Origin of the sequence: Gluconacetobacter sp. (assembly GCF_047721585.1) — a bacterium.
Lineage (GTDB): Bacteria > Pseudomonadota > Alphaproteobacteria > Acetobacterales > Acetobacteraceae > Gluconacetobacter > Gluconacetobacter dulcium.
In genome coordinates this window covers 25,139-48,521 of the sequence record NZ_JBDNXE010000015.1, presented here as the reverse complement: position 1 = coordinate 48,521, position 23,383 = coordinate 25,139, and the positions used below count along the sequence as shown (strand labels likewise).

The 23,383-nt window shown below is 63.5% G+C and carries 19 protein-coding genes; all 19 read left to right on the top strand.

Features of this window, described 5'->3' with window-relative positions:
• Nucleotides 1-340: 340 nt before the first annotated feature.
• Nucleotides 341-706 (top strand): NADH-quinone oxidoreductase subunit A, encoded by a 366-nt coding sequence (locus tag ABF821_RS05085; RefSeq protein ID WP_114727214.1) that lies wholly within the window; start codon nucleotides 341-343, stop codon nucleotides 704-706.
• 36 nt (nucleotides 707-742) lie between these two features.
• Entirely contained in the window at nucleotides 743-1,318 is a 576-nt protein-coding gene (locus tag ABF821_RS05080) for a NuoB/complex I 20 kDa subunit family protein (protein ID WP_415529252.1), read from the top strand.
• A gap of 19 nt (nucleotides 1,319-1,337) precedes the next feature.
• A complete protein-coding gene (locus ABF821_RS05075; RefSeq protein WP_415529255.1) occupies nucleotides 1,338-1,976 on the top strand; it encodes an NADH-quinone oxidoreductase subunit C in 639 nt (212 codons plus the stop codon).
• A 52-nt stretch (nucleotides 1,977-2,028) separates the two neighbouring features.
• Nucleotides 2,029-3,279 carry an NADH-quinone oxidoreductase subunit D gene (locus tag ABF821_RS05070; RefSeq protein ID WP_182973507.1) on the top strand — a complete coding sequence of 417 codons (1,251 nt, stop codon included), beginning with the start codon at nucleotides 2,029-2,031 and terminating at the stop codon, nucleotides 3,277-3,279.
• A 5-nt stretch (nucleotides 3,280-3,284) separates the two neighbouring features.
• A complete protein-coding gene (locus ABF821_RS05065; protein WP_415529251.1) occupies nucleotides 3,285-3,923 on the top strand; it encodes a complex I 24 kDa subunit family protein in 639 nt (212 codons plus the stop codon).
• 15 nt (nucleotides 3,924-3,938) lie between these two features.
• Nucleotides 3,939-5,264: an NADH-quinone oxidoreductase subunit NuoF gene (gene nuoF, locus ABF821_RS05060; protein WP_182973509.1), complete on the top strand. Its 1,326-nt coding sequence runs from the start codon at nucleotides 3,939-3,941 to the stop codon at nucleotides 5,262-5,264.
• A 5-nt stretch (nucleotides 5,265-5,269) separates the two neighbouring features.
• A complete protein-coding gene (gene nuoG, locus ABF821_RS05055) occupies nucleotides 5,270-7,336 on the top strand; it encodes an NADH-quinone oxidoreductase subunit NuoG (RefSeq protein ID WP_415529250.1) in 2,067 nt (688 codons plus the stop codon).
• 6 nt (nucleotides 7,337-7,342) lie between these two features.
• On the top strand, nucleotides 7,343-8,368 hold the full coding sequence (gene nuoH / locus ABF821_RS05050; protein WP_182949730.1) for an NADH-quinone oxidoreductase subunit NuoH: 1,026 nt from the start codon (nucleotides 7,343-7,345) through the stop codon (nucleotides 8,366-8,368).
• On the top strand, nucleotides 8,368-8,856 hold the full coding sequence (gene nuoI / locus ABF821_RS05045) for an NADH-quinone oxidoreductase subunit NuoI (protein ID WP_183009138.1): 489 nt from the start codon (nucleotides 8,368-8,370) through the stop codon (nucleotides 8,854-8,856). Before nuoH ends, nuoI begins: the two co-directional genes overlap by 1 nt.
• Before the next feature lie 60 nt (nucleotides 8,857-8,916).
• Nucleotides 8,917-9,675 (top strand): NADH-quinone oxidoreductase subunit J, encoded by a 759-nt coding sequence (locus ABF821_RS05040; protein WP_182973512.1) that lies wholly within the window; start codon nucleotides 8,917-8,919, stop codon nucleotides 9,673-9,675.
• Complete coding sequence (gene nuoK, locus ABF821_RS05035) at nucleotides 9,672-9,995, top strand: NADH-quinone oxidoreductase subunit NuoK (protein ID WP_012227311.1); 324 nt, start codon at nucleotides 9,672-9,674, stop codon at nucleotides 9,993-9,995. The genes ABF821_RS05040 and nuoK overlap by 4 nt, the downstream gene beginning before the upstream one ends.
• Nucleotides 9,996-10,002: 7 nt before the next feature.
• On the top strand, nucleotides 10,003-11,943 hold the full coding sequence (gene nuoL, locus ABF821_RS05030; protein WP_415529249.1) for an NADH-quinone oxidoreductase subunit L: 1,941 nt from the start codon (nucleotides 10,003-10,005) through the stop codon (nucleotides 11,941-11,943).
• Between the two features lie 23 nt (nucleotides 11,944-11,966).
• Entirely contained in the window at nucleotides 11,967-13,391 is a 1,425-nt protein-coding gene (gene nuoN, locus ABF821_RS05025; RefSeq protein WP_415529248.1) for an NADH-quinone oxidoreductase subunit NuoN, read from the top strand.
• On the top strand, nucleotides 13,391-14,173 hold the full coding sequence (locus tag ABF821_RS05020; protein ID WP_415529254.1) for a biotin--[acetyl-CoA-carboxylase] ligase: 783 nt from the start codon (nucleotides 13,391-13,393) through the stop codon (nucleotides 14,171-14,173). Before nuoN ends, ABF821_RS05020 begins: the two co-directional genes overlap by 1 nt.
• Before the next feature lie 266 nt (nucleotides 14,174-14,439).
• Nucleotides 14,440-16,086, top strand: coding sequence for a ribonuclease J (locus tag ABF821_RS05015; RefSeq protein ID WP_415529247.1), 1,647 nt, complete (start codon nucleotides 14,440-14,442; stop codon nucleotides 16,084-16,086).
• 418 nt (nucleotides 16,087-16,504) lie between these two features.
• The gene (proS, locus tag ABF821_RS05010; RefSeq protein WP_183009142.1) at nucleotides 16,505-17,821 is read left to right on the top strand and encodes a proline--tRNA ligase; all 1,317 of its coding nucleotides are present in this window, start codon (nucleotides 16,505-16,507) and stop codon (nucleotides 17,819-17,821) included.
• A gap of 3 nt (nucleotides 17,822-17,824) precedes the next feature.
• Nucleotides 17,825-19,075, top strand: a complete 1,251-nt coding sequence (locus tag ABF821_RS05005; RefSeq protein WP_415529246.1) for a lipoprotein-releasing ABC transporter permease subunit — start codon at nucleotides 17,825-17,827, stop codon at nucleotides 19,073-19,075.
• Nucleotides 19,068-19,769: an ABC transporter ATP-binding protein gene (locus ABF821_RS05000; protein WP_415529245.1), complete on the top strand. Its 702-nt coding sequence runs from the start codon at nucleotides 19,068-19,070 to the stop codon at nucleotides 19,767-19,769. Before ABF821_RS05005 ends, ABF821_RS05000 begins: the two co-directional genes overlap by 8 nt.
• Nucleotides 19,770-19,929: 160 nt before the next feature.
• Entirely contained in the window at nucleotides 19,930-23,358 is a 3,429-nt protein-coding gene (gene dnaE, locus ABF821_RS04995) for a DNA polymerase III subunit alpha (protein ID WP_415529244.1), read from the top strand.
• The last annotated feature ends 25 nt before the right edge of the window (nucleotides 23,359-23,383 follow it).

Sequence of the window (23,383 nt, the reverse complement as noted above, 5' to 3'; positions counted from 1 at the left end):
AGCGCCGGCCTGTCACGCCGGAGGTCGCGGGTTCGAGCCCCGTCACTCGCGCCATAGTCGTTTCATGTTTAATAATGATCGACTGCGTTGAACCTGTTAAAGATGCATTTTTCCAATAATTGGATCTGTTCCGTTCCCCAATATTTTGGTGCGAGGACGGACAAGTTGTCCCTAACGCGCATATCCGCGTAGCGTATTCATCATCACGGGAATGTTCATCCCCTGTTGGCGGGTGGTGGTCTGGTCGCGTCCGGGCGATGGGTCTAACCTCCTGACCATGACGACGCCCTGTTCGTCATGACGCCTGCAGCAAGCGGGCCACCAGTCAGGGAGACGCGCCATGACGTCCGTTCTTGCGGATTATTTTCCAGTTCTGATTTTTGGTGTCCTGGCGGTCGTGATTGCCGGCGCGATGCTGGGAAGCTCCCTGCTCTTCGGTCATCAGAAGCCCTATGCCGAAAAGGTGTCGGCTTACGAATGCGGGTTCGAGGCATTCGACGATGCGCGGCATCGTTTCGATGTCCGGTTCTATCTGGTGGCGATCCTGTTCATCATTTTCGACCTTGAAGTCGCCTTTCTTTTCCCTTGGGCGGTCAGTCTGTCGCGGATCGGCCTGTTCGGCTTTCTGTCGATGATGGGATTCCTGGGCATTCTGACGGTGGGGTTCATCTATGAGTGGTGCAAAGGTGCCCTGGACTGGGATTGACCGGCGCTAGGATCGAGCGAGGGGAGGAGACGAGGCATGAGTACCGCTGATGCGACAAGTGATGGGCAGGGCGCGATAGCCTGGAATCGGGAGATGCTGCCGCCTGGGCCGGAGCAGGATGCCGTCATCAAGGGTATTACCGGCGAGATCACCGAGAAGGGGTTCGTCGTCGCCAACCTCGACAAACTGGTCAATTGGGGCCGTACTGGCAGCCTGTGGCCGATGTCTTTCGGGCTGGCGTGCTGTGCGGTGGAAATGATCCACGCCTATATGCCGCGCTATGACCTGGACCGGATGGGTATCATTCCGCGCGGATCGCCGCGCCAGTCGGACGTGATGATCGTGGCCGGGACTCTGACCAACAAGATGGCGCCCGCCCTGCGTCGCGTCTACGACCAGATGGCCGAGCCGCGTTGGGTGATTTCGATGGGGTCCTGCGCCAATGGTGGGGGCTATTATCACTATTCCTATTCCGTGGTGCGCGGATGCGACCGGATCGTGCCGGTGGACGTGTATGTTCCCGGCTGCCCGCCGACGGCGGAGGCGCTGATTTACGGCATCCTGCAGCTCCAGAAGAAAATCCGCAGGACAGGGACGATTCTCCGTGGCTGAACCGGGCACCGAACTGACGATGAAGGTGTCTCTGGCGCGTGGTGCGCTGGGGTCGCTGGCTTTCGCGCTGTCGACGGGCGTGCCCGGTATCCATTCGGCCGCGATTGAGGAGGGCGAACTGGTTGTGCGGACCGGCCGGGACCGCTTGCTCGCGTTGATGGGTCTGCTGCGCGATGATCCGCGCTATGCCTGCGAGCAACTGATGGATCTGTGTGGTGTCGACTATCCCGCTCGGGCGGAACGATTCGAGGTCGTCTATAATCTGTTGTCGGTGACGCATAATCACCGGATTCGTGTCATTGTGACGACGGATGAGGCCAATCCGGTGGCGTCGGTCCATCATCTGTGGCCGTGCGCTACGTGGTGGGAGCGCGAGTGCTACGACATGTATGGGGTCCTGTTTTCGGGGCAGCCGGATCTGCGGCGCATTCTGACCGATTACGGGTTCGAGGGGCATCCGCTGCGCAAGGACTTCCCGCTGACGGGCTATGTCGAGATGCGGTACGACGAGGATCGCCGTCAGGTGGTCTATGAACCGGTGAAGCTGACGCAGGATTTCCGCAATTTCGATTTTGAATCGCCGTGGGAGGGTATCCTGACCCTGCCGGGTGATGAGAAGGCCCATGAATCCCGCCAGGGACTGAAGTTTCCGCGATGACGGGACCGTTCAGGCAGATGGCGAGGGTGCGCACGGTGAGGGAGAGTGGACGATGAGCGAGATTGTCCTTCACGAGGATATCCCGGAAGAGCTGATGTCCGCGGACGCGGCCGCCGAGGCACAGATCCGGACAGTGGAGATCGATTCCCACGCCCTGAATTTCGGCCCGCAGCATCCGTCGGCCCATGGTGTGTTGCGTCTGGTGCTGGAGATGGAGGGTGAAGTCGTTGCGCGCGCCATTCCGCATATCGGATTGCTGCATCGTGGCACCGAGAAGCTGATCGAATACAAGACCTATCCCAAGGCGCTGCCGTATTTCGATCGGCTCGATTACGTTTCGCCGATGTGCGAGGAGCAGGCATTCGCGCTGGCGACGGAAAAGCTGCTGGGGATCGACATTCCTGACCGCGCGAAATGGATTCGCGTGATGTTCGCGGAAATGACGCGCATCCTGAACCATATCCTGAATCTGACCTCGTTCGGGCTGGATTGCGGTGCGCTGACCCCGGCGCTGTGGGGGTATGAAGAGCGCGAGAAGCTGATCGAATTCTACGAGGCCGCGTCTGGCGCGCGCTTTCATGCCAATTATTTCCGTCCGGGTGGCGTGGCACGCGACCTGCCGGCGGGTCTGGAGGAGCGGATCGCGGAATGGGCGCGGCAGTTCCCGCGCTGGATCGACGATCTGGAAACGCTGCTGACCAATAACCGGATCTGGAAGCAGCGGACGGTCGGGATCGGCGTGTTCACCACCGAGCAGGCGTTGGCCTGGGGTTTCAGCGGTCCTTGTCTGCGGGCTTCGGGCGTGCCGTGGGATCTGCGCCGCGCGCAGCCGTATGACAATTACGACAAGGTGACGTTCAATATCCCCGTCACGCGCCAGGGCGATTGCTACGATCGCTATCTGGTGCGTGTGGCGGAGATGCGCGAGAGCGTGAAGATCGTCGAGCAGTGCCTGGCGCAGATCAAGCCGGGGCCGGTCAGGATTCAGGACCACAAGATCACCCCGCCGCCGCGCCGGGAGATGAAGCGGTCGATGGAAGCCTTGATCCATCATTTCAAGCTGTTCACCGAAGGGTATCATGTGCCGCCGGGTGCGACCTATACGGCGGTCGAGAGCCCCAAGGGCGAATTCGGGGTCTATCTGGTCGCGGACGGCAGCAATCGCCCCTACCGGTGCAAGATCCGGCCCACGGGCTTTGCCCATCTCCAGGCGATCGACGAGATGTCGCGCCGCCATATGCTGGCCGACGCGGTCGCGATCATCGGGTCGCTCGATCTGGTGTTCGGCGAGATAGACAGGTGACAGAGATGTCCGCTCATTCCCCCATCGATCAGATCGAACAGCCCGATAGCTTCGCCTTCGATGCTGAAAGCGAAGAGCAGATCGCGGCGATCCTGGCGAAATATCCGCCCGAGCGTAAGGCCAGCGGTACGCTCCCGCTTCTGTATGTCGTGCAGAAGCAGATGGGGCGGCAGACCGGGAGCGCCTGGGTGCCGCGCGTGGCGATGGACGAGGTTGCGCGCCGGCTGGATGTCGCGCCGATCCGTGTCTACGAAGTGGCGACCTTCTACCTGATGTTCAATACCAAGCCGATCGGGCGGTATCATCTTCAGGTCTGCACCACGACCTCCTGCTGGCTGCGTGGGTCGGACGATGTGGTCGCGGCTTGCAAGAAGGCGACCGGGATTGACGGTTTCGGCCAGTCGAGCGCCGACGGGCTGTTTACCCTGACCGAGGTGGAGTGCCTGGGGGCCTGCGCCAATGCGCCGATCCTGCAGGTTGATGACGATTTCTACGAGGATATGGACGGACCGCGCACGATCGAACTGATCGAGGCGTTGCGTCGCGGCGAGCGGCCGACGCCGGGGCCGACGATCGACCGGTTGAACTCGGCGCCGGCCGGTGGACGCAAGACGCTGGCGGATAGTCCGGCGGAACAGGGCTGAGCGGGAGAGACGGCGATGCTTCAGGATAAAGACCGGATCTTCACCAACCTGTATGGTCAGAACGACTGGCGGCTGGCAGGCGCGCGCCAGCGCGGCGACTGGGACGGCACTGCCGAGATCCTGGCGCGTGGCCGGGATGCCATCATCAACGAGATGAAGGGCTCTGGCCTGCGTGGTCGCGGTGGGGCGGGGTTTCCGACCGGTGTCAAATGGTCGTTCATGCCCAAGAATTCGGACGGGCGCCCGCATTACCTGGTCATCAATGGCGACGAGTCCGAGCCGGGAACCTGCAAGGATCGCGAGATCCTGCGGCATGAGCCGCACAAGCTGATTGAAAGCGCGCTGATCGCCTCCTTCGCGATGGGTGCGCATGCCGCCTATATTTATATCCGTGGCGAGTTCTTCAATGAGGCGCGCCATCTCCAGATCGCGATCGACGAAGCCTATGCGGCCGGGCTGATCGGCAGGAATGCCGCCGGATCGGGATGGGATTTCGATTTTTACATCCATCGCGGTGCCGGCGCCTATATCTGCGGCGAGGAAACCGCGCTGCTGGAAAGCCTGGAAGGCAAGAAGGGGCAGCCGCGCATGAAGCCGCCCTTTCCCGCGGCGATGGGGCTGTATGGCTGTCCGACGACGGTCAACAATGTCGAGAGCATCGCAGTGTCGTCCACCATCCTGCGGCGCGGAGGCGCGTGGTTCTCGGCGCTGGGGCGGCCGAACAATGCGGGCACCAAGCTGATGGCCATTTCGGGCCATGTGAATACGCCTTGTGTGTTCGAGGAAGAACTCGGCGTGCCGCTGAAGGAGATCATCGAGAAGCATGGCGGCGGCGTGCGCGGCGGCTGGGACAATCTGCTGGCGGTGATCCCCGGCGGATGTTCGGTGCCTCTGTTGCCGGCGTCGATCTGCGAAACGGTGCTGATGGATTACGACAGCCTGCGCGCCGAGCGTTCGGGCCTGGGCACCGCCTGCATGATCGTGATGGACAAATCGACCGACATCATCAAGGCGATTGCCCGGTTCTCGCAATTCTTCAAGCATGAGAGCTGCGGCCAGTGCACGCCGTGCCGCGAAGGCACCGGCTGGATGATGCGGGTCATGAACCGGATGGTCGAGGGACGGGCGGAAATCGAGGAAATCGACATGCTCGAACAGGTGACGCGCCAGGTCGAGGGCCACACGATCTGCGCCCTCGGTGATGCCGCCGCGTGGCCGATCCAGGGCCTGATCCGGCATTTCCGTCCGGTGATGGAAGAGCGGATTACCGCCTACAAGGCGGCTCATGGCGGTGGGCGGATCACGCAGGTGCCGCTGGGTATTCCCGTGGCGGCGGAGTAAGGGCGATGGTGAAAGTAACCGTCGACGGAATCGTCGTCGATGTTCCCAACGGGTCCAGCGCGTTGCAGGCGTGCGAGGCGGCCGGCAAGGAAATTCCGCGCTTCTGTTTCCATGAGCGTCTGTCTGTCGCGGGCAATTGCCGCATGTGCCTGGTGCAGGTGGTGCGGGCGCCCAAGCCGGTGGCGTCCTGCGGTTTTCCGGTGGCGGAGGGGATGGAAATCCTGACCGACACCGAGATCGTGCGCAAGGCGCGGCGGGCGGTGATGGAATTCCTGCTGATCAACCATCCGCTGGACTGCCCGATCTGCGACCAGGGTGGCGAATGCGACCTGCAGGACCAGGCGTTCGGCTATGGCGCCGATCACTCGCGCTATCAGGAAGCCAAGCGCGCGGTGAAGGACAAATATCTCGGTCCGCTGGTCAAGACGGTGATGACGCGCTGCATTCAGTGCACGCGCTGCATCCGGTTCGCGACAGAGATCGCGGGTGTGCCTGAATTGGGTGCGGTCTCGCGTGGCGAGAGCATGGAAGTCACCAATTATGTCGAGAAGGCGCTGACTTCGGAACTGTCGGGCAATCTGATCGACATCTGCCCTGTGGGTGCCTTGACCTCGAAGCCCTATGCCTTCACCGCCCGGCCGTGGGAGTTGAAGCGGACGGACTCGATCGACGTCAGCGACGCGGTGGGCGCCAATATCAGCCTGCATGTGCGCGGCAGTGCCGTGCTGCGGGCCGTGCCGCGCGTCAATGATGCGGTGAACGAGGAATGGCTGGCCGACAAGGGGCGCTTCTCGGTCGATGGGCTGAAGCATCGCCGGTTGGACCGGCCCTGGGTGCGGGTCCATGGCAAGTTGCAGACGGTTTCGTGGCAGGATGCGTTCGTGGCCATCGGTCGTCGGCTGGACGGTGTGCCGGGGGATCGGATCGGGGCCATCGCCGGCGATCTGTGCGATGCCGAGAGCCTGCTGGCGCTGAAGGACCTGATGACGGCGCTGGGTTCGCCCAATGTCGACTGTCGCCAGGATGGTGCGGAGTATGATCTGTCGCATCGGGCTTATTATACCTTCGGCACCACCATTGCCGGGATCGAGGATGCCGACGCGCTGCTGATCGTGGGCGCGATTCCGCGCCAGGAAGCGCCGGTGCTGAATGCGCGTATCCGCAAGCGTTTCCTGTCGGCGGGCCGTGGTGGGTTCCCGATCGGGTTGATCGGTGCGCCGACGGCTGACCCGACCTACAAGGCGGAGGTGCTGGGCGAGGGGCCGGACGTGCTGGCCGCGCTGCGGGATGGTACGCATCCTTTCGCCGAGACGCTGAAGGCGGCGAAGAAGCCGATGATCATCGTTGGGCACGGTGCGCTGACGCGGCCTGATGCGCGGGCGATCCTCGCTTCGACCTGGGCGCTGGCCGTCGAGGCCGGGGCGATCGCGGCGGGGTGGAACGGCTTCAATGTCCTGCATCGCGCGGCCAGTCGGGTCGCCGGGCTGGATCTGGGGCTGGTGCCGGGAAAAGGGGGACGCAGCGTCGCCGGGATGATGAGTGGCGGCGTCGACGTGCTGTGGCTGCTGGGGGCGGACGAGTTCCATACCGCGCAGATCGGGCCGCAGACATTCGTCATCTATCAGGGCCATCATGGCGATGCGGCGGCGGCGCGGGCGGATGTGATCCTGCCGGGCGCGACCTATGCGGAGAAATCGGGCACTTATGTGAATACCGAGGGGCGGGTCCAGCGGTCGTTTCGGGCGGTCATGCCGCCCGGCGACGCGCGCGAGGACTGGCGCATCCTGCGGGCGTTCTCCGAGGTCGTGGGCCATACGCTGCCCTATGACACCGTGGAGGCGCTGCGCGAGCGGCTGGCGACGGTCAATCCGGTCTTCCGGGTGATCGGCGGGCTGGATGCGGTGGACGTGTCCGCGCTGCCGGGGCCGGCGGGAGGCGGTGCGGTGTCGCCGGCGCCGTTCCGCCCGGTCTTCGACGATTATTATCAGACGGACCCGATCTGCCGGGCGAGCCCGACGATGGGCGAATGTTCGCGGATCTATGTCCATCCCCGGACCGTGGCGGCGGAGTAAGGCGACGTGGCGCATTTCTTTCTGCACACAATGATCGGTCAGGTGATCCTGACGGTTCTCGAAGCCCTGGCCGTTCTGGTGCCGCTTCTGCTGGGCGTGGCTTATCTGACACTGGCCGAACGCAAGGTCATGGCGGCGATGCAGCTTCGCAAGGGGCCGAACGTCAATGGCCCCTTCGGCGTGCTTCAAGCCTTCGCCGACGCGATCAAGATGATTACCAAGGAAACCGTGATCCCGTCCGGGGCCAACCGGTTTCTGTTCCTGTTCGCGCCTTTCCTGACCTTTTCGCTGGCCATGACGGCCTGGGCGGTCATTCCCACCAATGATGGCTGGGCAATCGCCAATATCAATGTCGGGGTGCTGTATCTGCTCGCGATCTCTTCGCTGGGGGTCTATGGCGTGCTGATCGCGGGTTGGGCGTCGAACTCGAAATACGCCTTTCTCGGCGGCCTTCGCGCCGCGGCGCAGATGGTGTCGTATGAGGTGTCGATCGGCCTGGTGATCGTGTCGGTGCTGCTGGCGGTGGGTAGCCTGAACCTGAACGACATCGTGCTGGCGCAGCGCCATGTCTGGTTCTGCCTGCCGATGTTCCCGATGTTCATCATCTTCTTCATCTCGGCGCTGGCGGAAACCAATCGCGCGCCGTTCGATCTGCCCGAGGGCGAGAGTGAACTGGTCGCCGGCTTCTTCGTCGAATATTCGGCGCTGGCCTTCGGCCTCTTCTTCCTGGGCGAATATGCCAACATGTTCCTGATGTCGGGGATGGTCAGCATCCTGTTCCTCGGTGGCTGGCTGCCGCCGATCGGGATCGCGCCCTTTACCTGGATACCGGGGCCGCTGTGGCTGATCGCGAAAATCCTGTTCTGCCTGTTCGTCTTTATCTGGGTGCGCGCGACGTTTCCGCGCTACCGCTATGACCAGCTTATGCGCCTGGGCTGGAAAGTGTTCCTTCCGCTCTCGCTGGTGTGGATGGTGCTGACGGCCGGCTTCCTGCTGGCAACCGGGCTGCTGCCCCAGGGAGGAGCGAGCTGATGGGTACTCTCGATCGAACGATCCGTTCCTTTCTGCTGGCCGAACTGGTGGCCGGCATGGGCGCGACGCTGCGGGCCTTCTTCAAGCCCAAGGTGACGATCAATTATCCCTTCGAAAAGGGGCCGCTCTCACCGCGTTTCCGTGGGGAACATGCCCTGCGTCGCTATCCGAACGGCGAGGAACGCTGCATCGCCTGCAAGCTGTGCGAGGCGACCTGCCCGGCGGAGGCGATCACGATCGAATCCGAACCGCGCGATGACGGGTCGCGGCGCACGACGCGCTACGACATCGACATGACGAAATGCATCTATTGCGGTCTGTGCGAGGAAGCCTGCCCGGTCGATGCGATCGTCGAGGGGCCGAATTACGAGTTCGCGACCGAGACGCGCGAGGAACTCATGTACAACAAGGACAAGCTGCTCGCCAACGGCGACCGCTGGGAAAGTGTCCTGGCACGACGGCTGGAACTCGATGCGCCCTATCGTTGAGGGAGAGGCCGAGCCAGTGAGGCAGCGGGAGAAAAGAGCCATGCGGCAGGAAGGTCAGCGATGATGACCCAAATCGTCTTCTACGTGTTCGCGACGGTACTGGTCCTGTCGGCCGGCATGGTGGTCAGCGCGCGTAATCCCGTTCACTCCGTGCTGTTCCTGATCCTGGCCTTTTTCAATGCCGCGGGTCTGTTTCTGGTCGCGGGGGCCGAATTCCTCGCGATGATCCTGGTCATCGTCTATGTCGGTGCCGTTGCGGTGCTGTTCCTGTTCGTCGTGATGATGCTCGATGTCCGCTTCGCGCAGATGCGCGAGGGATTGCAGCGTTATGCACCCTTCGGGGCGGCGGTGGGGCTGGTGCTGCTGGCGGAACTGGCGCTGGCTTTCAGCCACTGGCAGGTCGCGCAGGATATCGGTTCCGTGCCGCATGTGGTGGCGGCGCCGGGACGGACCAATACCGCGGCGCTGGGTGACGTGCTGTATACGCATTACGTCTTCCTGTTCGAATCCTGCGGTCTGGTGCTGCTGGTGGCGATGATCGGCGCGATCGTGCTGACGCTGCGCGAGCGGCCGATGGGGCGTCGGCAGAACATCGATCGGCAGCACGAACGCACGGTGGCGGATACGCTTGCCATGATGACCGTGCCTCTGGGGCAGGGCGTGGCCGCCAATGGCGGTTTCCGCCGGCCGGAACAATCCTACTACATCGCGTCGGTGCCCGGATCGTACGGGGTGACGGCCGAGCCCGTGCCTCAGGGCAAGCCGGTCGATGAGGCCCCGAAGCACGGTGCCGACAACCATGGAGGGCTGGCGCAATGACCGGCGGACTGGGAAGCATCGGTATCGGGCCTTATCTGACGGTCAGTGCCATCCTGCTGGTTCTGGGTGTGTTCGGCATTTTCCTGAACCGGAAGAACGTCATCATCATCCTGATGTCGATCGAACTGATCCTGCTGTCGGCGAATTTGAATTTCGTCGCGTTTTCCTCGGCACTCGGCGACCTTTCCGGGCAGGTCTTTACCCTGTTTGTCCTGACCATCGCGGCGGCCGAATCCGCCATCGGGTTGGCGATCGTAACGGTCTATTTCCGCAATCGCGGGTCGATCGAGGTCGAAGACATCACCATGATGAAGGGCTGAGCGGGCCATGCAAACGGCATCTACCCTTTTTGAGATCGCGGTCCTTGGGCCTCTGTTTTCCTGCATTGTGGCGGGCCTGTTCGGGCGGATCATGGGCGATGGGGCAGCCAAGGCGCTGACCACGTCCGTCATGGTGATCGCGGCCCTGTGCGGCAGCGGGGCGCTGTTCACCGCGATGCATGTCGGCGGCATGCCGGTCGTGGTGCAATTGGCGGACTGGATCCGCGCCGGGAGCTTCCACGCTGCCTGGACGCTGCGGCTGGACACGCTGTCGCTGTCGATGGTCGCCATGGTCACGGCGGTTTCGGCCCTCGTACATATCTACAGCATTGGTTACATGGGGCATGAGACGACCCCGACCTATCGGTTCTTCTCGTATCTCTCGCTCTTTACCTTCGCGATGCTGATGCTGGTGACGTCGAACGACCTGATCCAGCTTTTCTTCGGCTGGGAAGGCGTTGGTTTGGCCAGCTATCTGCTGATCGGCTATTGGTATGATCGGCCCAGCGCCTGTGCCGCCGCGATCAAGGCCTTCGTGGTCAATCGCGTCGCCGATTTGTTCTTCATGGTCGGGATCGCGCTGCTGTTTGTCGAATTCGGCTCGGTGACCTACGACAATATCTTCGCGCTGGTGCCGGCGCATGGCGACGACACCTACATGCTGTTCGGCACGCATCGGATCTATGAAACGATCTGCCTGCTGCTGTTTATCGGTGCGATGGGCAAGTCGGCGCAGCTTTTCCTGCACACCTGGCTGCCGGATGCGATGGAAGGCCCGACGCCGGTCTCCGCGCTGATCCATGCCGCGACCATGGTGACCGCCGGCGTGTTCCTGATGGCACGGATGTCGCCGTTGGTGGAATTCGCGCCTGATACCAAGGCGTTCATCCTGTTCATCGGCGCGACGACCTGTTTCTTTGCCGCCACGGTGGGGTTGGTGCAGCCGGATATCAAGCGCACCATCGCCTATTCGACCTGTTCGCAGCTTGGCTACATGTTCATGGCGGTCGGGGCCGGGGCTTATCAGGCGTCGATGTTCCATCTGACGACGCATGCGTTCTTCAAGGCGCTACTCTTCCTGGGTGCGGGCTCGGTGATCCATGCCGTTCATGACGAGCAGAACATGTTCCGCATGGGTGGCCTGTGGAAGAAGATCCCGCTGACCTATGGTGCAATGTGGCTGGGCAGCCTGGCGCTTGCCGGTATCTTTCCCTTCGCCGGATACTGGTCGAAGGACGCGATTCTGGAGGCCACATGGATGGCCCATAGCGGTCTGGGCTTCTATGGCTGGACGCTGGGCTGCGTTACGGCCTTCATTACCGCGCTCTATAGCTGGCGTCTGATCTTTCTGGTCTTTCATGGCACGCCGCGCGATGCGCGCCTGCATGAGGGCGCGCATGAGAGTCCGGTCTGGATGACGTTGCCGCTGGTTCTGTTGGGCGTGGGCGCGGTGCTGGCCGGACTGCTGCTGGCGCCGTACTATGTCGGCGAGGGACAGGCCGCGTTCTGGAGCGGGGCGATCGTGAATGCGCCGGGCAACACCGTCATCGCGACGCTGGAACAGACGCCGGAACTGATTGCGCTGGTGCCGACCTTTGCCGGTGTGCTGGGGATTCTGGTCGCTTATCTCTGCTATGTCGCCAGCCCGACCATTCCGGCGTCGTTCGCGACCAGCCTGCGGCCGATCTATCTGTTCCTGCTGAACAAATGGTATTTCGACGAACTGTATGACCATTTGTTCGTGCGGCCGTACCGCGCGCTGGCCAACCTGTTGTGGAAGGGCGCGGACGAAGGGGTGATCGAGGGGATTCCGCAGGGCCTGGCCCGGATGACGGCCGGAACCGCTGCCCAGGCGGTGCGGACCCAGACCGGTTCGATCGCGATCTATGCCTTCACGATGCTGATCGGCCTGGTGGTGCTCGTCTCCACCCTGCTGGTCTTCCATTGATCTCCGGGAACGGGTTTGAACCGATGAACTGGACACTTGCTCTGCCGGAAATCGTCCTGGCGCTGTGTGGCCTCGCGATCCTCGTCTTCGGGGTGGTGCAGAAGAGGGGGCAGCCCTTTCTTTCCTGTTCCATGCTGACGATCGGCGCCTTCGCCCTGACCGCGTTCCTGGTCGTGATGTCGCCGGACGGGGTCGGCTACAACCACATCTTCGTCAATGACAGCTTTGCCCGTTTCATGAAGATCCTCAGCCTGGCCGGCGGGGCGGCGGCCATGATGCTGACGGTCGGCTATGCGCGGGCGCTGAAGGTGGAACGATTCGAGTTCCCGGTCCTGCTGCTGTTTTCGACTCTCGGCACGATGATGATGGCGTCGTCGGGTAATCTGATGACGCTGTTCATCGGGCTGGAACTGTCGTCGCTGGCCATCTACATCCTCTGCGCTTTTGCGCGGGACGATGTGCGGGGCGCCGAGGCCGGGCTGAAATATTTCGTGCTCGGTTCGCTGGCCTCGGGGCTGCTGCTCTATGGTTCGGCACTGGTCTATGGCTTTGCCGGTACCATGGAATATGGCGCCATCCAGACCGCGCTCAGCGCGACGTCCGCCGTGCCGCTGGGGCTGATGATCGGTATCGTGTTCATGCTGGCGGGGCTGACCTTCAAGCTGTCGGCGGTGCCGTTCCATATGTGGACGCCTGATGTCTATCAGGGCGCGCCGACCCCGGTGACGGCCTTCATGGCCGGTGCGCCGAAGATCGCGGCCTTCGCGCTGCTGCTGCGGGTGATGGCCGGGCCGTTCGGTCACGTTGCGCCGCAATGGCAGATGCTTGTCGAAGCCATTGCGATCGTCTCCATGCTGTTCGGGTCGCTGGCCGCCATTCCGCAGACCGATATCAAGCGGCTGATGGCCTATTCCTCGATCGGCCATATGGGCTACGCGCTGATGGGCCTGTCGGCCGGTACCGAAGAGGGCATGCGCGGGACGCTGGTTTATCTGACGACCTATCTGCTGATGAATGTCGGTGCGTTCGCCGTGATTATCGCCATGCGTCGCAAGGGGCGGGCGGTGACGGGGATTGCCGATCTGGCCGGGTTGGGCCGCACCGATCCGGGACTGGCCACCGCGATGGCGATCTTCATGTTCAGCATGGCGGGCGCGCCGCCGCTGGCCGGTTTCTTCGGCAAGTTGATGGTGTTTTATGCCGCGATCAATGCTCACCTGTTCGGGCTGGCGGCGGTCGGTGTCGTCAGCAGCGTGATCGGTGCCTATTATTATGTGCGTATCATCAAGGTGATGTTCTTCGATGAGGCGGCGGCGCCGCTTGACCGGCGGCCCCTGTCGCTGTCCTTCGTCTCCGTCGGGATGGGGGTTGCAACCGTAGGATTCCTGGTGGTGCTAGGGCCGGTTTCGACGGCGGCCCAGGCCGCGGCTCAGGCTCTGTTCAGGTGATGGCGCGGCCGGTGCCGGGGGCGACAGCCTGGCGCCTCGAGATTCATGACGAACTGGGGTCTACGTCCGATCGCTGCGTCGTGCAGGCCGGTCTCGGGGCCGAGGCTGGTCTGGCGATCATGGCCCGGCGCCAGACCAGTGGGCGGGGAAGCCGGGGCCGCGACTGGCAGGACCCAGGCGGGAATCTGGCCTTCTCGGTTCTGCTGCGCCCCGTCGAGGCGGAAGGTGCGGTTGGGCTCTGGCCGTTCGTGGCCGGGCTGGCCTTTCATGGGGCGATCCTGCCCTGGGTTCACGATCCCGCGCAATTGCGGCTGAAATGGCCCAACGATCTGCTGCTGGGCGGATGCAAGACCGCCGGCATCCTGATCGAGAGCGGGAGCGATGCCACGGGGCGGTGGCTGGTCATCGGGTTCGGGGCCAATCTGCGGGCCGCGCCTTCGATTGCCGGGCGGACTCTTGCCTGCGTTGCCGATTATGGAACCGTGCCGGCCCCTGAGACCGTAGCCCGCGCGATCTGTGTTGAACTGGATCGCTGGCAGGCGGTGTGGGGCTCTGACGGGTTCGGTTCTCTGCGCGCGGCATGGCTGGAGCGAGCCCACCCGCTTGGCACGAGACTTGTAGTGCGCGGCGAAAGCGGGCAGGTAGAAGGTTCGTTTGTGGGTCTGGACGAGCAGGGGATGCTCCTGCTGGACTGTGCCGACGGGCCGAAACGGATTTCGACCGGCGAGATCCTGCTGTTGGACCGTGACGCTGCCGGGGTGTCCGGGCGGGCGGGAACCTGACGGCCGGTCAGGGTTTTAGGGTCGTATGGGGCCGATGATCGTCGAGCGGGAACGGGTGTTCCAGGCTCCGATCGGAAGGGCCATGCGGCCGGATACGGTGGGATTGCCCCGAAGGGGGCGTTGGAGTCTGGTGGACAGAATCGCTGTCCACAAAGGGAGAGATGCCGGCAGGCCCCTCGCGGGCCGCGCGGGCCATCCCGATATGCATATTCTCATGAAGGGGCTGTTTTCCCGTCATGATTCGTGTTGGTACAAAAGGATAGGTTATGAACGACACCAATGATGGTCTGGCCTTTCTGCCTCTGGGCGGAACGGGCGAGATCGGCATGAATCTGAATCTCTACCGGCTGGGGTCCACCTGGCTTGCCATCGATTGCGGTATCGGCTTTTCCGGCAACGACACGCCCGAGGCCGAGATCCTGATGCCGGACCCGGTCTTTATCGTCGATCGCAAGGCGGATCTGGCGGGCCTGGTCATTACCCACGCGCATGAAGACCATCTGGGGGCGGTTGCCCATCTGTGGCCGCGTCTGGGCTGCCCGGTCTATGCCACGCCCTTTGCCGCCTCGGTGCTGCGCCGCAAGCTGGGCGAGGCGCATCTGACCCAGCAGGTGAAGATCCACGTCATCGCTCCCGGTGGCGGGTTCAATGTCGGGCCGTTCGACCTGCGCTTTATCCCGGTGACGCATTCGGTGCCTGAGGCCCAGGCAGTGGTGCTGCGCACGCCGCATGGCATCGTGGTGCATACCGGCGACTGGAAGTTCGACCCTCAGCCGATGGTGGGGCCGCCCACCGACGTGGCGGCGTTCGAGGCTCTGGGCGACGAGGGCGTCCTGGCCATGGTCTGCGACAGCACCAATGTGATGACGCAGGGACCGTCAGCGTCGGAATCCGACGTGCGGCGGAGCATGACCGATCTGATCGCCTCGCTGAGCGGGCGCATCGCCGTGACCTGTTTCGCCAGCAACGTGGCCCGTATCGAGACCATCGCCAAGGCGGCGCAGGCGGCCGGGCGGTCGGTGGTGATCGTTGGCCGTTCGCTGCGCAATCTGGATGTGTCGGCGCGGGAATGCGGCTATCTGGCCGATGTGCCGCCCTTCCTCTCCGAGCAGGAAGCCAATTCGCTGCCGGACGATGAAGTGGTGATGATCATCACCGGTAGTCAGGGCGAGCCGCGTTCGGCCCTCTCGCGCATCGCCAGCGACAGCCACCCCAACATCTCGCTGGGGCAGGGGGATACGGTCATCTACAGCAGCCGTATGATCCCTGGGAACGAGCAGGCAGTGATGCAGGTCCAGGACAATCTGACCCGTCGCGGGGTACGGGTGCTGACCGACCGCGACCATCTGGTGCATGTGTCCGGTCATGCAACGGGCGGCGATGTGCGGCGGTTGTTCGATCTGGTGCGGCCGCGCTTTGCAGTGCCGGTGCATGGCGAGTGGCGCCATCTGACGGCCAATGCCGCGATCGCGCGCGAGAAGGGGGTGCTGCCGATCCTGCTGGAGGATGGCGACATCCTGAACCTCGCGCCGGGTACGGTCGAGGTCGTAGACACCGCGCCGACCGGCCGGCTCGTGCTGGATGGCGGCCGACTGCTGCCGATGAATGGCGGGGTGCTGGCGGCGCGTCGGCGCATGCTGTTCAACGGCATCGTGATGGGCAGCTTCGCGGTGGATGATGAAGGCTATCTGATCGGCGACCCGAAGGTGAGCGCGCCCGGACTGCTGGACCCCGAGGACACGGAGACCGCCCGCCTGACGGAAGAGTTCGGCAACGCGCTGGACGAGATCCCCGACGAGTTGCGCCGGGACGACAATACCTTCCGCGAGGCGGCGAAGACGGCGTTGCGCCGGGCGCTCGGGCGGAAATTGCAGAAGCGGCCGCTGGTCGACGTCCATCTCCTGCGGGTCTGATGCCGTGCCTCTGAAATTCGCCTGCGAATTTCAGAGATCGGACGGCCGTCGCATTGTCGGTTGATCGGGTATGGCCAGGGATCTGAACGCGCAGAGGTTTCAGGTCCGGGTCATCGCGTCCTTCATGAGGGTTGCGGCAGAAAGGGGCGCGTCGCCCTTCCTGCCGGCCCTGGACGTTTTTTCCCTAAACCCGGCGCTTCCTCCGGATTGGGTGGCCGCACTTTATGTGTCCTGACCTGGCCTGTCATCAGCCTCACGCGCTTGTTGAACGGGTCCGGACGGCGTTGGCCCTTCACAGTTGGGTGTTCGTGCGGGCCGCGTTAGCGGACATGGCGGCGGCGCGGATTCTGGCGTATTCCTCTTGTCCTGAATAATGATCCACCCGGCGCTCCGCCGGTTTTTCGAGGTTGATAACGGTATGCGTCTGTCGCGTGGCTTTCTGCCCACTCTCAAGGAGAATCCTGCCGAGGCGCAGGTCATTTCCCACCGGCTGATGTTGCGGGCCGGGCTGATCCGCCAGACGGCGGCGGGGATCTATGCCTGGTTGCCGGCGGGATGGCGCGTGCTGCAAAATATCGCGCGCATCGTGCGCGAGGAGCAGGATGCGATCGGGGCGCAGGAACTGCTGATGCCCACGGTCCAGTCGGCCGAGTTGTGGAAGCGGTCGGGCCGCTATGATGCTTATGGCCCGGAAATGCTGCGTATCCAGGACCGGCATGAGCGCGAATTGCTGTATGGACCGACCAACGAGGAGATGATTACCGACCTCTTCGGGCAGGTGATCAAATCCTATCGTGAATTGCCGCAGGCGCTGTACCATATCCAGTGGAAGTTCCGCGACGAAGTGCGGCCGCGCTTCGGCGTGATGCGTGGGCGCGAATTCCTGATGAAGGATGCCTATAGTTTCGACGTCGATTACGCCTCGGCGGTCGATTCCTATCGACGGATGATGCTGGCCTACCTGCGCACGTTCCAGCGGCTGGGCGTGAAGGCGATTCCGATGGTGGCCGATACCGGGCCGATCGGCGGCGAACTGAGCCATGAATTCCTGATCCTGGCGCCGACGGGTGAAAGCGGCGTGTTTTTTGACAGCGCGTTCGAGGCGCAGGACTGGCTGTCGGAACCGGTGGATATCAATGATCGGGACGCGCTGGATGCCTTCTTTACCCGCATGACCTCGTTTTATGCCGCGACGGACGAGAAGCATGACGAGGCGGCCTGGGCGGACGTGCCGGTTGAGCGCCGGCGCGAGGGCCGGGGCATCGAGGTCGGCCATATCTTCCATTTCGGCCGCAAATATACCGAATCGATGGGAATCACCGTCAGCGGGCCGGATGGCGCGCCGCTCTATCCGGAAATGGGTTCGTACGGGATCGGTGTCTCGCGTCTGGTCGCCGCGATCATCGAGGCCAGCCATGACGAGAACGGCATTATCTGGCCCGACAATGTGGCCCCGTTCCGTGCCGCGATCCTGAACCTGAAATCGGGCGACCCGGCATGCGACGCCATCTGTGAGACGATCTATGCCGCCGCGCCGGGAGCATTCCTGTATGACGACCGGAGCGAGCGGGCGGGTGTGAAGTTTGCCGATGCCGATCTGATGGGGCATCCGTGGCAGATCATCGTCGGCCCGCGTGGGGCGAAGGACGGGGTGGTGGAACTGAAGCGCCGTGCGGATGGCACGCGCCTGGAACTGCCGGTGGACGAGGCTCTGGCGCGTATTCTCGGGGGCTGATCCATGTTCGGTCCGTTCGAACGGGCGGTTGCCGGCCGGTATCTGCGCGCCCGCAAGGGGGAGCGGTTCGTATCGGTCATCGCCATCTTCTCGCTGGTCGGTATCGCATTGGGCGTGGCAACGCTGATCATCGTCATGTCGGTCATGAACGGGTTCAAGGCCGACCTGATGGGGCGAATCCTGGGCCTGAATGGTGATCTGAGCCTGTTCGGCGTGGCCCGGACCATCGGGGATTATGACGATTTGGCCGCCACGGTGCGGCAAGTGCCGGGCGTGGTGACGGTGACGCCGCTGATCGAGGGGCAGGCCCTGCTCAATTCCGGCTCGTACAACGCGGGCGGGATGGTGCGGGGCATGAGCATGCAGGGGCTGCGAGACCTGCATGAGGTCAGCGATTCCCTGGTCGCCGGGTCGCTGGACAAGTTTGTCGGCAATGATGCGATCATTATCGGCGTGACGTTGGCGGAACGGGCGGGGCTCTCGGTGGGGTCGAAGATCACGCTGATCTCGCCGAACGGGGCGGCGACCCCGTTCGGCACCATGCCGCGCATTCGCGCCTATCATGTAGTTGGCATCTTTGATGCCGGCATGAACGATTATAATTTGGGTTATGTGTTTCTGCCGTTGGCGGCGGCGCAGATCTATTTCGAGATGCCGGCGCAGGTAACGCAGATCCAGGTGATGACGCGGGACCCGACGAATGTGCGCCCCGTGCGTCAGGCGATCGAGCAGGCGATCGTCGGCGATCCGAGAGTGCGGGTGCTGGACTGGACGCAGAGCAACAATGCGTTCTTCGGCGCAGTACAGGTGGAGCAGAACGTGCTCTTCCTGATCCTGACATTGATCGTGCTGGTTGCGGCGTTTAACGTGATTTCGTCGTTGATCATGATGGTGAAGGACAAGACGGGCGATATCGCGGTGTTGCGGACCATCGGGGCCACGCGGGGTGCGATCATGCGCATCTTTCTGATGTGCGGGGCATCGGTTGGTGTGACGGGGACGGCGATCGGCACCGCGATAGGGATCGTGTTCTGCCTGAATATCGAGCGGATTCGCCAGTTCCTGCAATCGCTGACCGGTACCAATCTGTTTAATCCGGAAATCTATTATCTGGAGCGCCTGCCGGCAAAGCTGGTGTGGCCGCAGGTGTTCGAGGTGATCGGTATGGCCCTGGTGCTGTCGCTGCTCGCGACGCTTTATCCATCCTGGCGCGCGGCGCGGACGGATCCGGTGGAGGCCCTGCGCCATGAATGATGAAGCCGCGACCCCGCTGGTGCTGCGCGATGTCTGCCGTACCTTTCGCAGCGGTGACGAGCGGCTGGATGTGCTGCGGGGGGTGAACCTGACCTTGCGGGCGGGTGAAATCGTGGCGCTGGTTGCCCCCTCGGGGACGGGCAAATCGACCCTGCTGCATCTGGCGGGTCTGTTGGAATCGCCGGATGCGGGAGCGGTGATTGTTGGCGGGCAGGATGCCGGACGGCTGGGCGACCTGGAACGGACGGCGATTCGTCGGCGCATGATCGGCTTTGTCTATCAGGCGCATCATCTGCTGCCGGAATTTACGGCGCTTGAGAATGTGGTGCTGCCGCAATTGATCGCGGGTGTCCGCCGTGCCGATGCACGGGTGCGGGGGGAGGCGCTGCTGGGCTCGTTCGGGCTGGCGCATCGGTTGGAGCATCTGCCGGGGCGGCTGTCGGGTGGCGAGAAGCAGCGTGTGGCGATCGCCCGTGCCCTGGCCAACCGGCCGGGCCTTCTGCTGGCCGACGAACCGACGGGAAACCTGGATGTGAATACGTCCGGCGCCGTGTTCGATGAATTGCTGCATATCGTGCGGGGACATGGGGTGGCGGCGCTGATTGCGACCCATAACGAGGAACTGGCGGCGCGGATGGACCGGGTGGTGACGCTGCGGGATGGGCAATTGATGGATCTGAGTTTGAGTCGGTAGAGGGCGAGGGAAGACCTTCTTTTTCTGAAGAAAAAGAAGCAAAAAGACTTTTCGCGGTTTTGGACCTTTGTAAGGTGAAAGTATAAAGCTCCTGAACGGGTCAGGCGTTTTTTGGGTCTTTTTTCAAAAAAGAACGAAGGCCATGTGATACAGTTGCGGCATGTCCTACGCCGATTTCGTCCATCTTCGTGTTCATTCCGCCTATTCGCTCAGCCAGGGGGCGATCAGGGTGGCGGATATCGCCGGGATGGCGAAGGATATGCGGATGCCGGCGGTGGCGATCACCGATACGGGCAATCTGTTCGGCGCCCTTGAATTTTCGCAATATTGCTCGGGCAAGGGCGTGCAGCCGATCATTGGCTGCCAAATTGCTCTGCCGCCGCGTGGAGACAAGCCGGGCCTGCCTGTGGAGCCTGTGGTACTGCTGGCGCAGGACGATATCGGGCTGATGAACCTGCAATATCTGTCCTCGCAGGGGTTCCTGCAGGGTGATACCGCGGAACCGACCGTGTCGCTGGAGACGCTGTGCGCACGCGCCGAAGGGCTGATCCTGCTGACCGGTGGGACGCGGGGGCCGCTGTTCCGTCTGCTGGCCGATGGGCAGCAGGACGAGGCTGCCCGGCTGCTGGAGACTTTGCACGAGGCGTTTGGCGACCGGCTGGCGGTGGAGTTGCACCGCCATGGGTTGCCGGTCGAACAGGCGGTGGAACCGGGCATGATCGCGCTGGCCGACCGGCTGGGGCTGCCTCTGGTGGCGACCAATGAATGTTTCTTCCCCAATCCGGGAATGTATGAGGCGCATGATGCGCTGCTGTGTATCGCGCAGGGCCGGACGATCGCCGAGCGTGACCGCTGGCGCGTGACGCCGGAGCACTGGTTCAAGCCGCCCGAGATGATGCGCGAACTGTTCGCCGACCTGCCGGAGGCCTGCGACAATACGCTGGCCATTGCCCGGCGTTGCGCGGTGCGGGTGGAGACGCGCAAGCCGCTGCTGCCGGTGTGCCCCAAGGTGCAGCCGGGGGCGACCGAGGAAGAGACGCTGCGGTCGATGGCGGCCGAGGGGCTGGAAAACCGCCTGGCGCGCATGACGATGGACGACGCGACGCGGCAGGTCTATCGCGACCGACTGACCTTCGAACTCGATATCATCGCGAAGATGGGGTTCCCCGGCTATTTCATGATCGTGGCGGACTTCATCCAGTGGGCGAAGGCGCATGACATTCCGGTGGGGCCGGGGCGCGGATCTGGCGCGGGATCGCTGGCCGCCTGGGCGCTGACGATTACCGATATCGACCCGATTCCCTTCAATCTGCTGTTCGAGCGGTTTCTGAACCCCGAACGCGTGTCGATGCCGGATTTCGATATCGATTTCTGTCAGGACCGGCGTGACGAGGTGATCCGTTACGTGCGGGGGGAATATGGTTCCGACCGGGTGGCGCAGATCATCACCTTCGGAAAATTGCAGGCTCGGGCGGCGGTGCGCGATGTCGGGCGCGTGCTGGGCCTGCCGTTCGGCATGGTCAACAAGGTCGCGGAACTGATCCCGAACAATCCGGCCAAGCCCGTCACCCTGAAGCAGGCGATCGAGGGCGAGCCTCGGTTGCAGGAGATGCGCGACGACGACGAGGCGATTCGCCGCCTGCTGGAGATCGGCCAGCAGCTTGAGGGCCTGTATCGTCATGCCAGCACCCATGCCGCTGGCGTGGTGATTGGCGACCGGCAGCTTGTCGAACTGGTGCCGCTCTATCGAGATCCGAAGAGCGACATGCTGGTGACGCAGTACAACATGAAGTTCGTCGAGCAGGCGGGGCTGGTGAAGTTCGACTTCCTGGGCCTGACGACGCTGACGATTCTCCAGCGCGCGGTGCAGTTCCTCAAGGGGCTGGGGGAGACGGTGGAACTGTCGGCCCTGCCGCTGGACGATGCGCTGACCTACGAGATGCTGGCGCGCGGCGATACCGGCGGCGTGTTCCAGTTCGAAGGTGCTGGCATGCGCGACGTCCTGAAGCAGATGCGGCCGACGCGGCTGGAGGATCTGATCGCGGCGGTGGCGCTGTATCGGCCGGGGCCGATGGCCAATATCCCCGATTACTGCCGGCGCAAGCATGGCGAAGCGTGGGAGCCGCCGCACGAGGAGATCCGCTCTATCCTGGAAGAGACCTACGGCATCATGGTCTACCAGGAGCAGGTGATGCAGATTGCCCAGAAAATGGCGGGCTACAGCCTGGGCGGCGCCGACCTGCTGCGTCGCGCGATGGGCAAGAAGATTCGCGCGGAAATGGACACGCAGCGCGAGATCTTCACCGAAGGCGCGGTGGGACGAGGGATCGACCGCGAGAAGGCGGTCGAGGTCTTTGATCTGATGGCCAAGTTCGCGGATTATGGGTTCAACAAATCCCATGCCGCAGCCTACGCCCTGGTGTCGTACCAGACGGCGTGGATGAAGGCGAACCATCCGGTGCCTTTTCTGGCGGCATGTATGTCGCTGGCGCGGGAAAAGACCGACAAGCTGGCGGCGCTGCGGCAGGAAGCCGAGCGGTTGGGCATCCCGGTGCTGCCGCCCGACATCAACGCTTCAGGTCCGGATTTTACCGTCGAGCGGCTGGCCGATGGGCGGCTGGGTATTCGCTATGCCCTGGCGGCGGTGAAGAAGGTCGGTTTCTCGGCGATGGAGGCGCTGGTGGTGTCGCGCGGGGGACGCCCGTTCTCCGACCTGGCTGACATGGCGGCGCGGGTCGATCCGCGACAGTTGAACAAGATGCAGATCGAGAACCTGGCTAAAGCGGGAGCTTTCGATTCCATTACGCCCAACCGCCGTCTGGTTGCAGCGGCGGCGGAAACCGTGCTGCGGCGGGCAAACGCACAGGCGGAGGAAGCGGCCAGTGGGCAGATCGGGCTATTCGGTGGCGGTGGCGCGACGGCGGAGCCTGAGCCGCTAAGGCTGCCCGACGTGGTGGACTGGCCGGAATTCGAGCGGCTGGGGATGGAGGCCGAGGCGATCGGTTTTCATCTGACCGCGCATCCGCTGGATTCCTATGGGCCGCTGCTGCGCCGACTGGGCGCGGTGCGGGCGACGGGGCTGGAGGCCGCGGCCCAGGCTGGGCTGACCCGAGTGAAGATCGCGGGATGCGTGGTCGACCGCAAGGAGCGGCCGACGCGCACCGGCAGCAAGATGGCCTGGGTTCGGCTCTCCGATTCCAGCGGGGGATGCGAGGTCACGCTGTTTTCCGAGGTGCTGTCGCGCACACGCGAGATCCTGACCGCCGGCAGCGCGATCCTGGTGACGGCGGACCTGAGGCTGGATGGGGAGGCGTTGCGCATCACCGCCAGCGAGGTGGTCTCGCTGGAGCAGGCTGCGGCCGAGGCCGCCGCCGAATTGCGCATCTGGTTCGACTGCGAGGACGCGGTGCCGCCGATCCATGACATTCTGGCCGACAGCCGGGGGGGGCGGGGCAAGGTCGTGTTGCTGCCGTCGGTGGCCGAGACGCGGGATGTCGAGGTGACGTTGCGCGGCGCCTATCGCGTGACGCCGCGCATGGCCCAGGCGATCCGGGCCGTTGCGGGTGTCGCGCGCGTGGAGCAGGGCTGAAGCTGCGGTTTTCTGCGACGCTCCG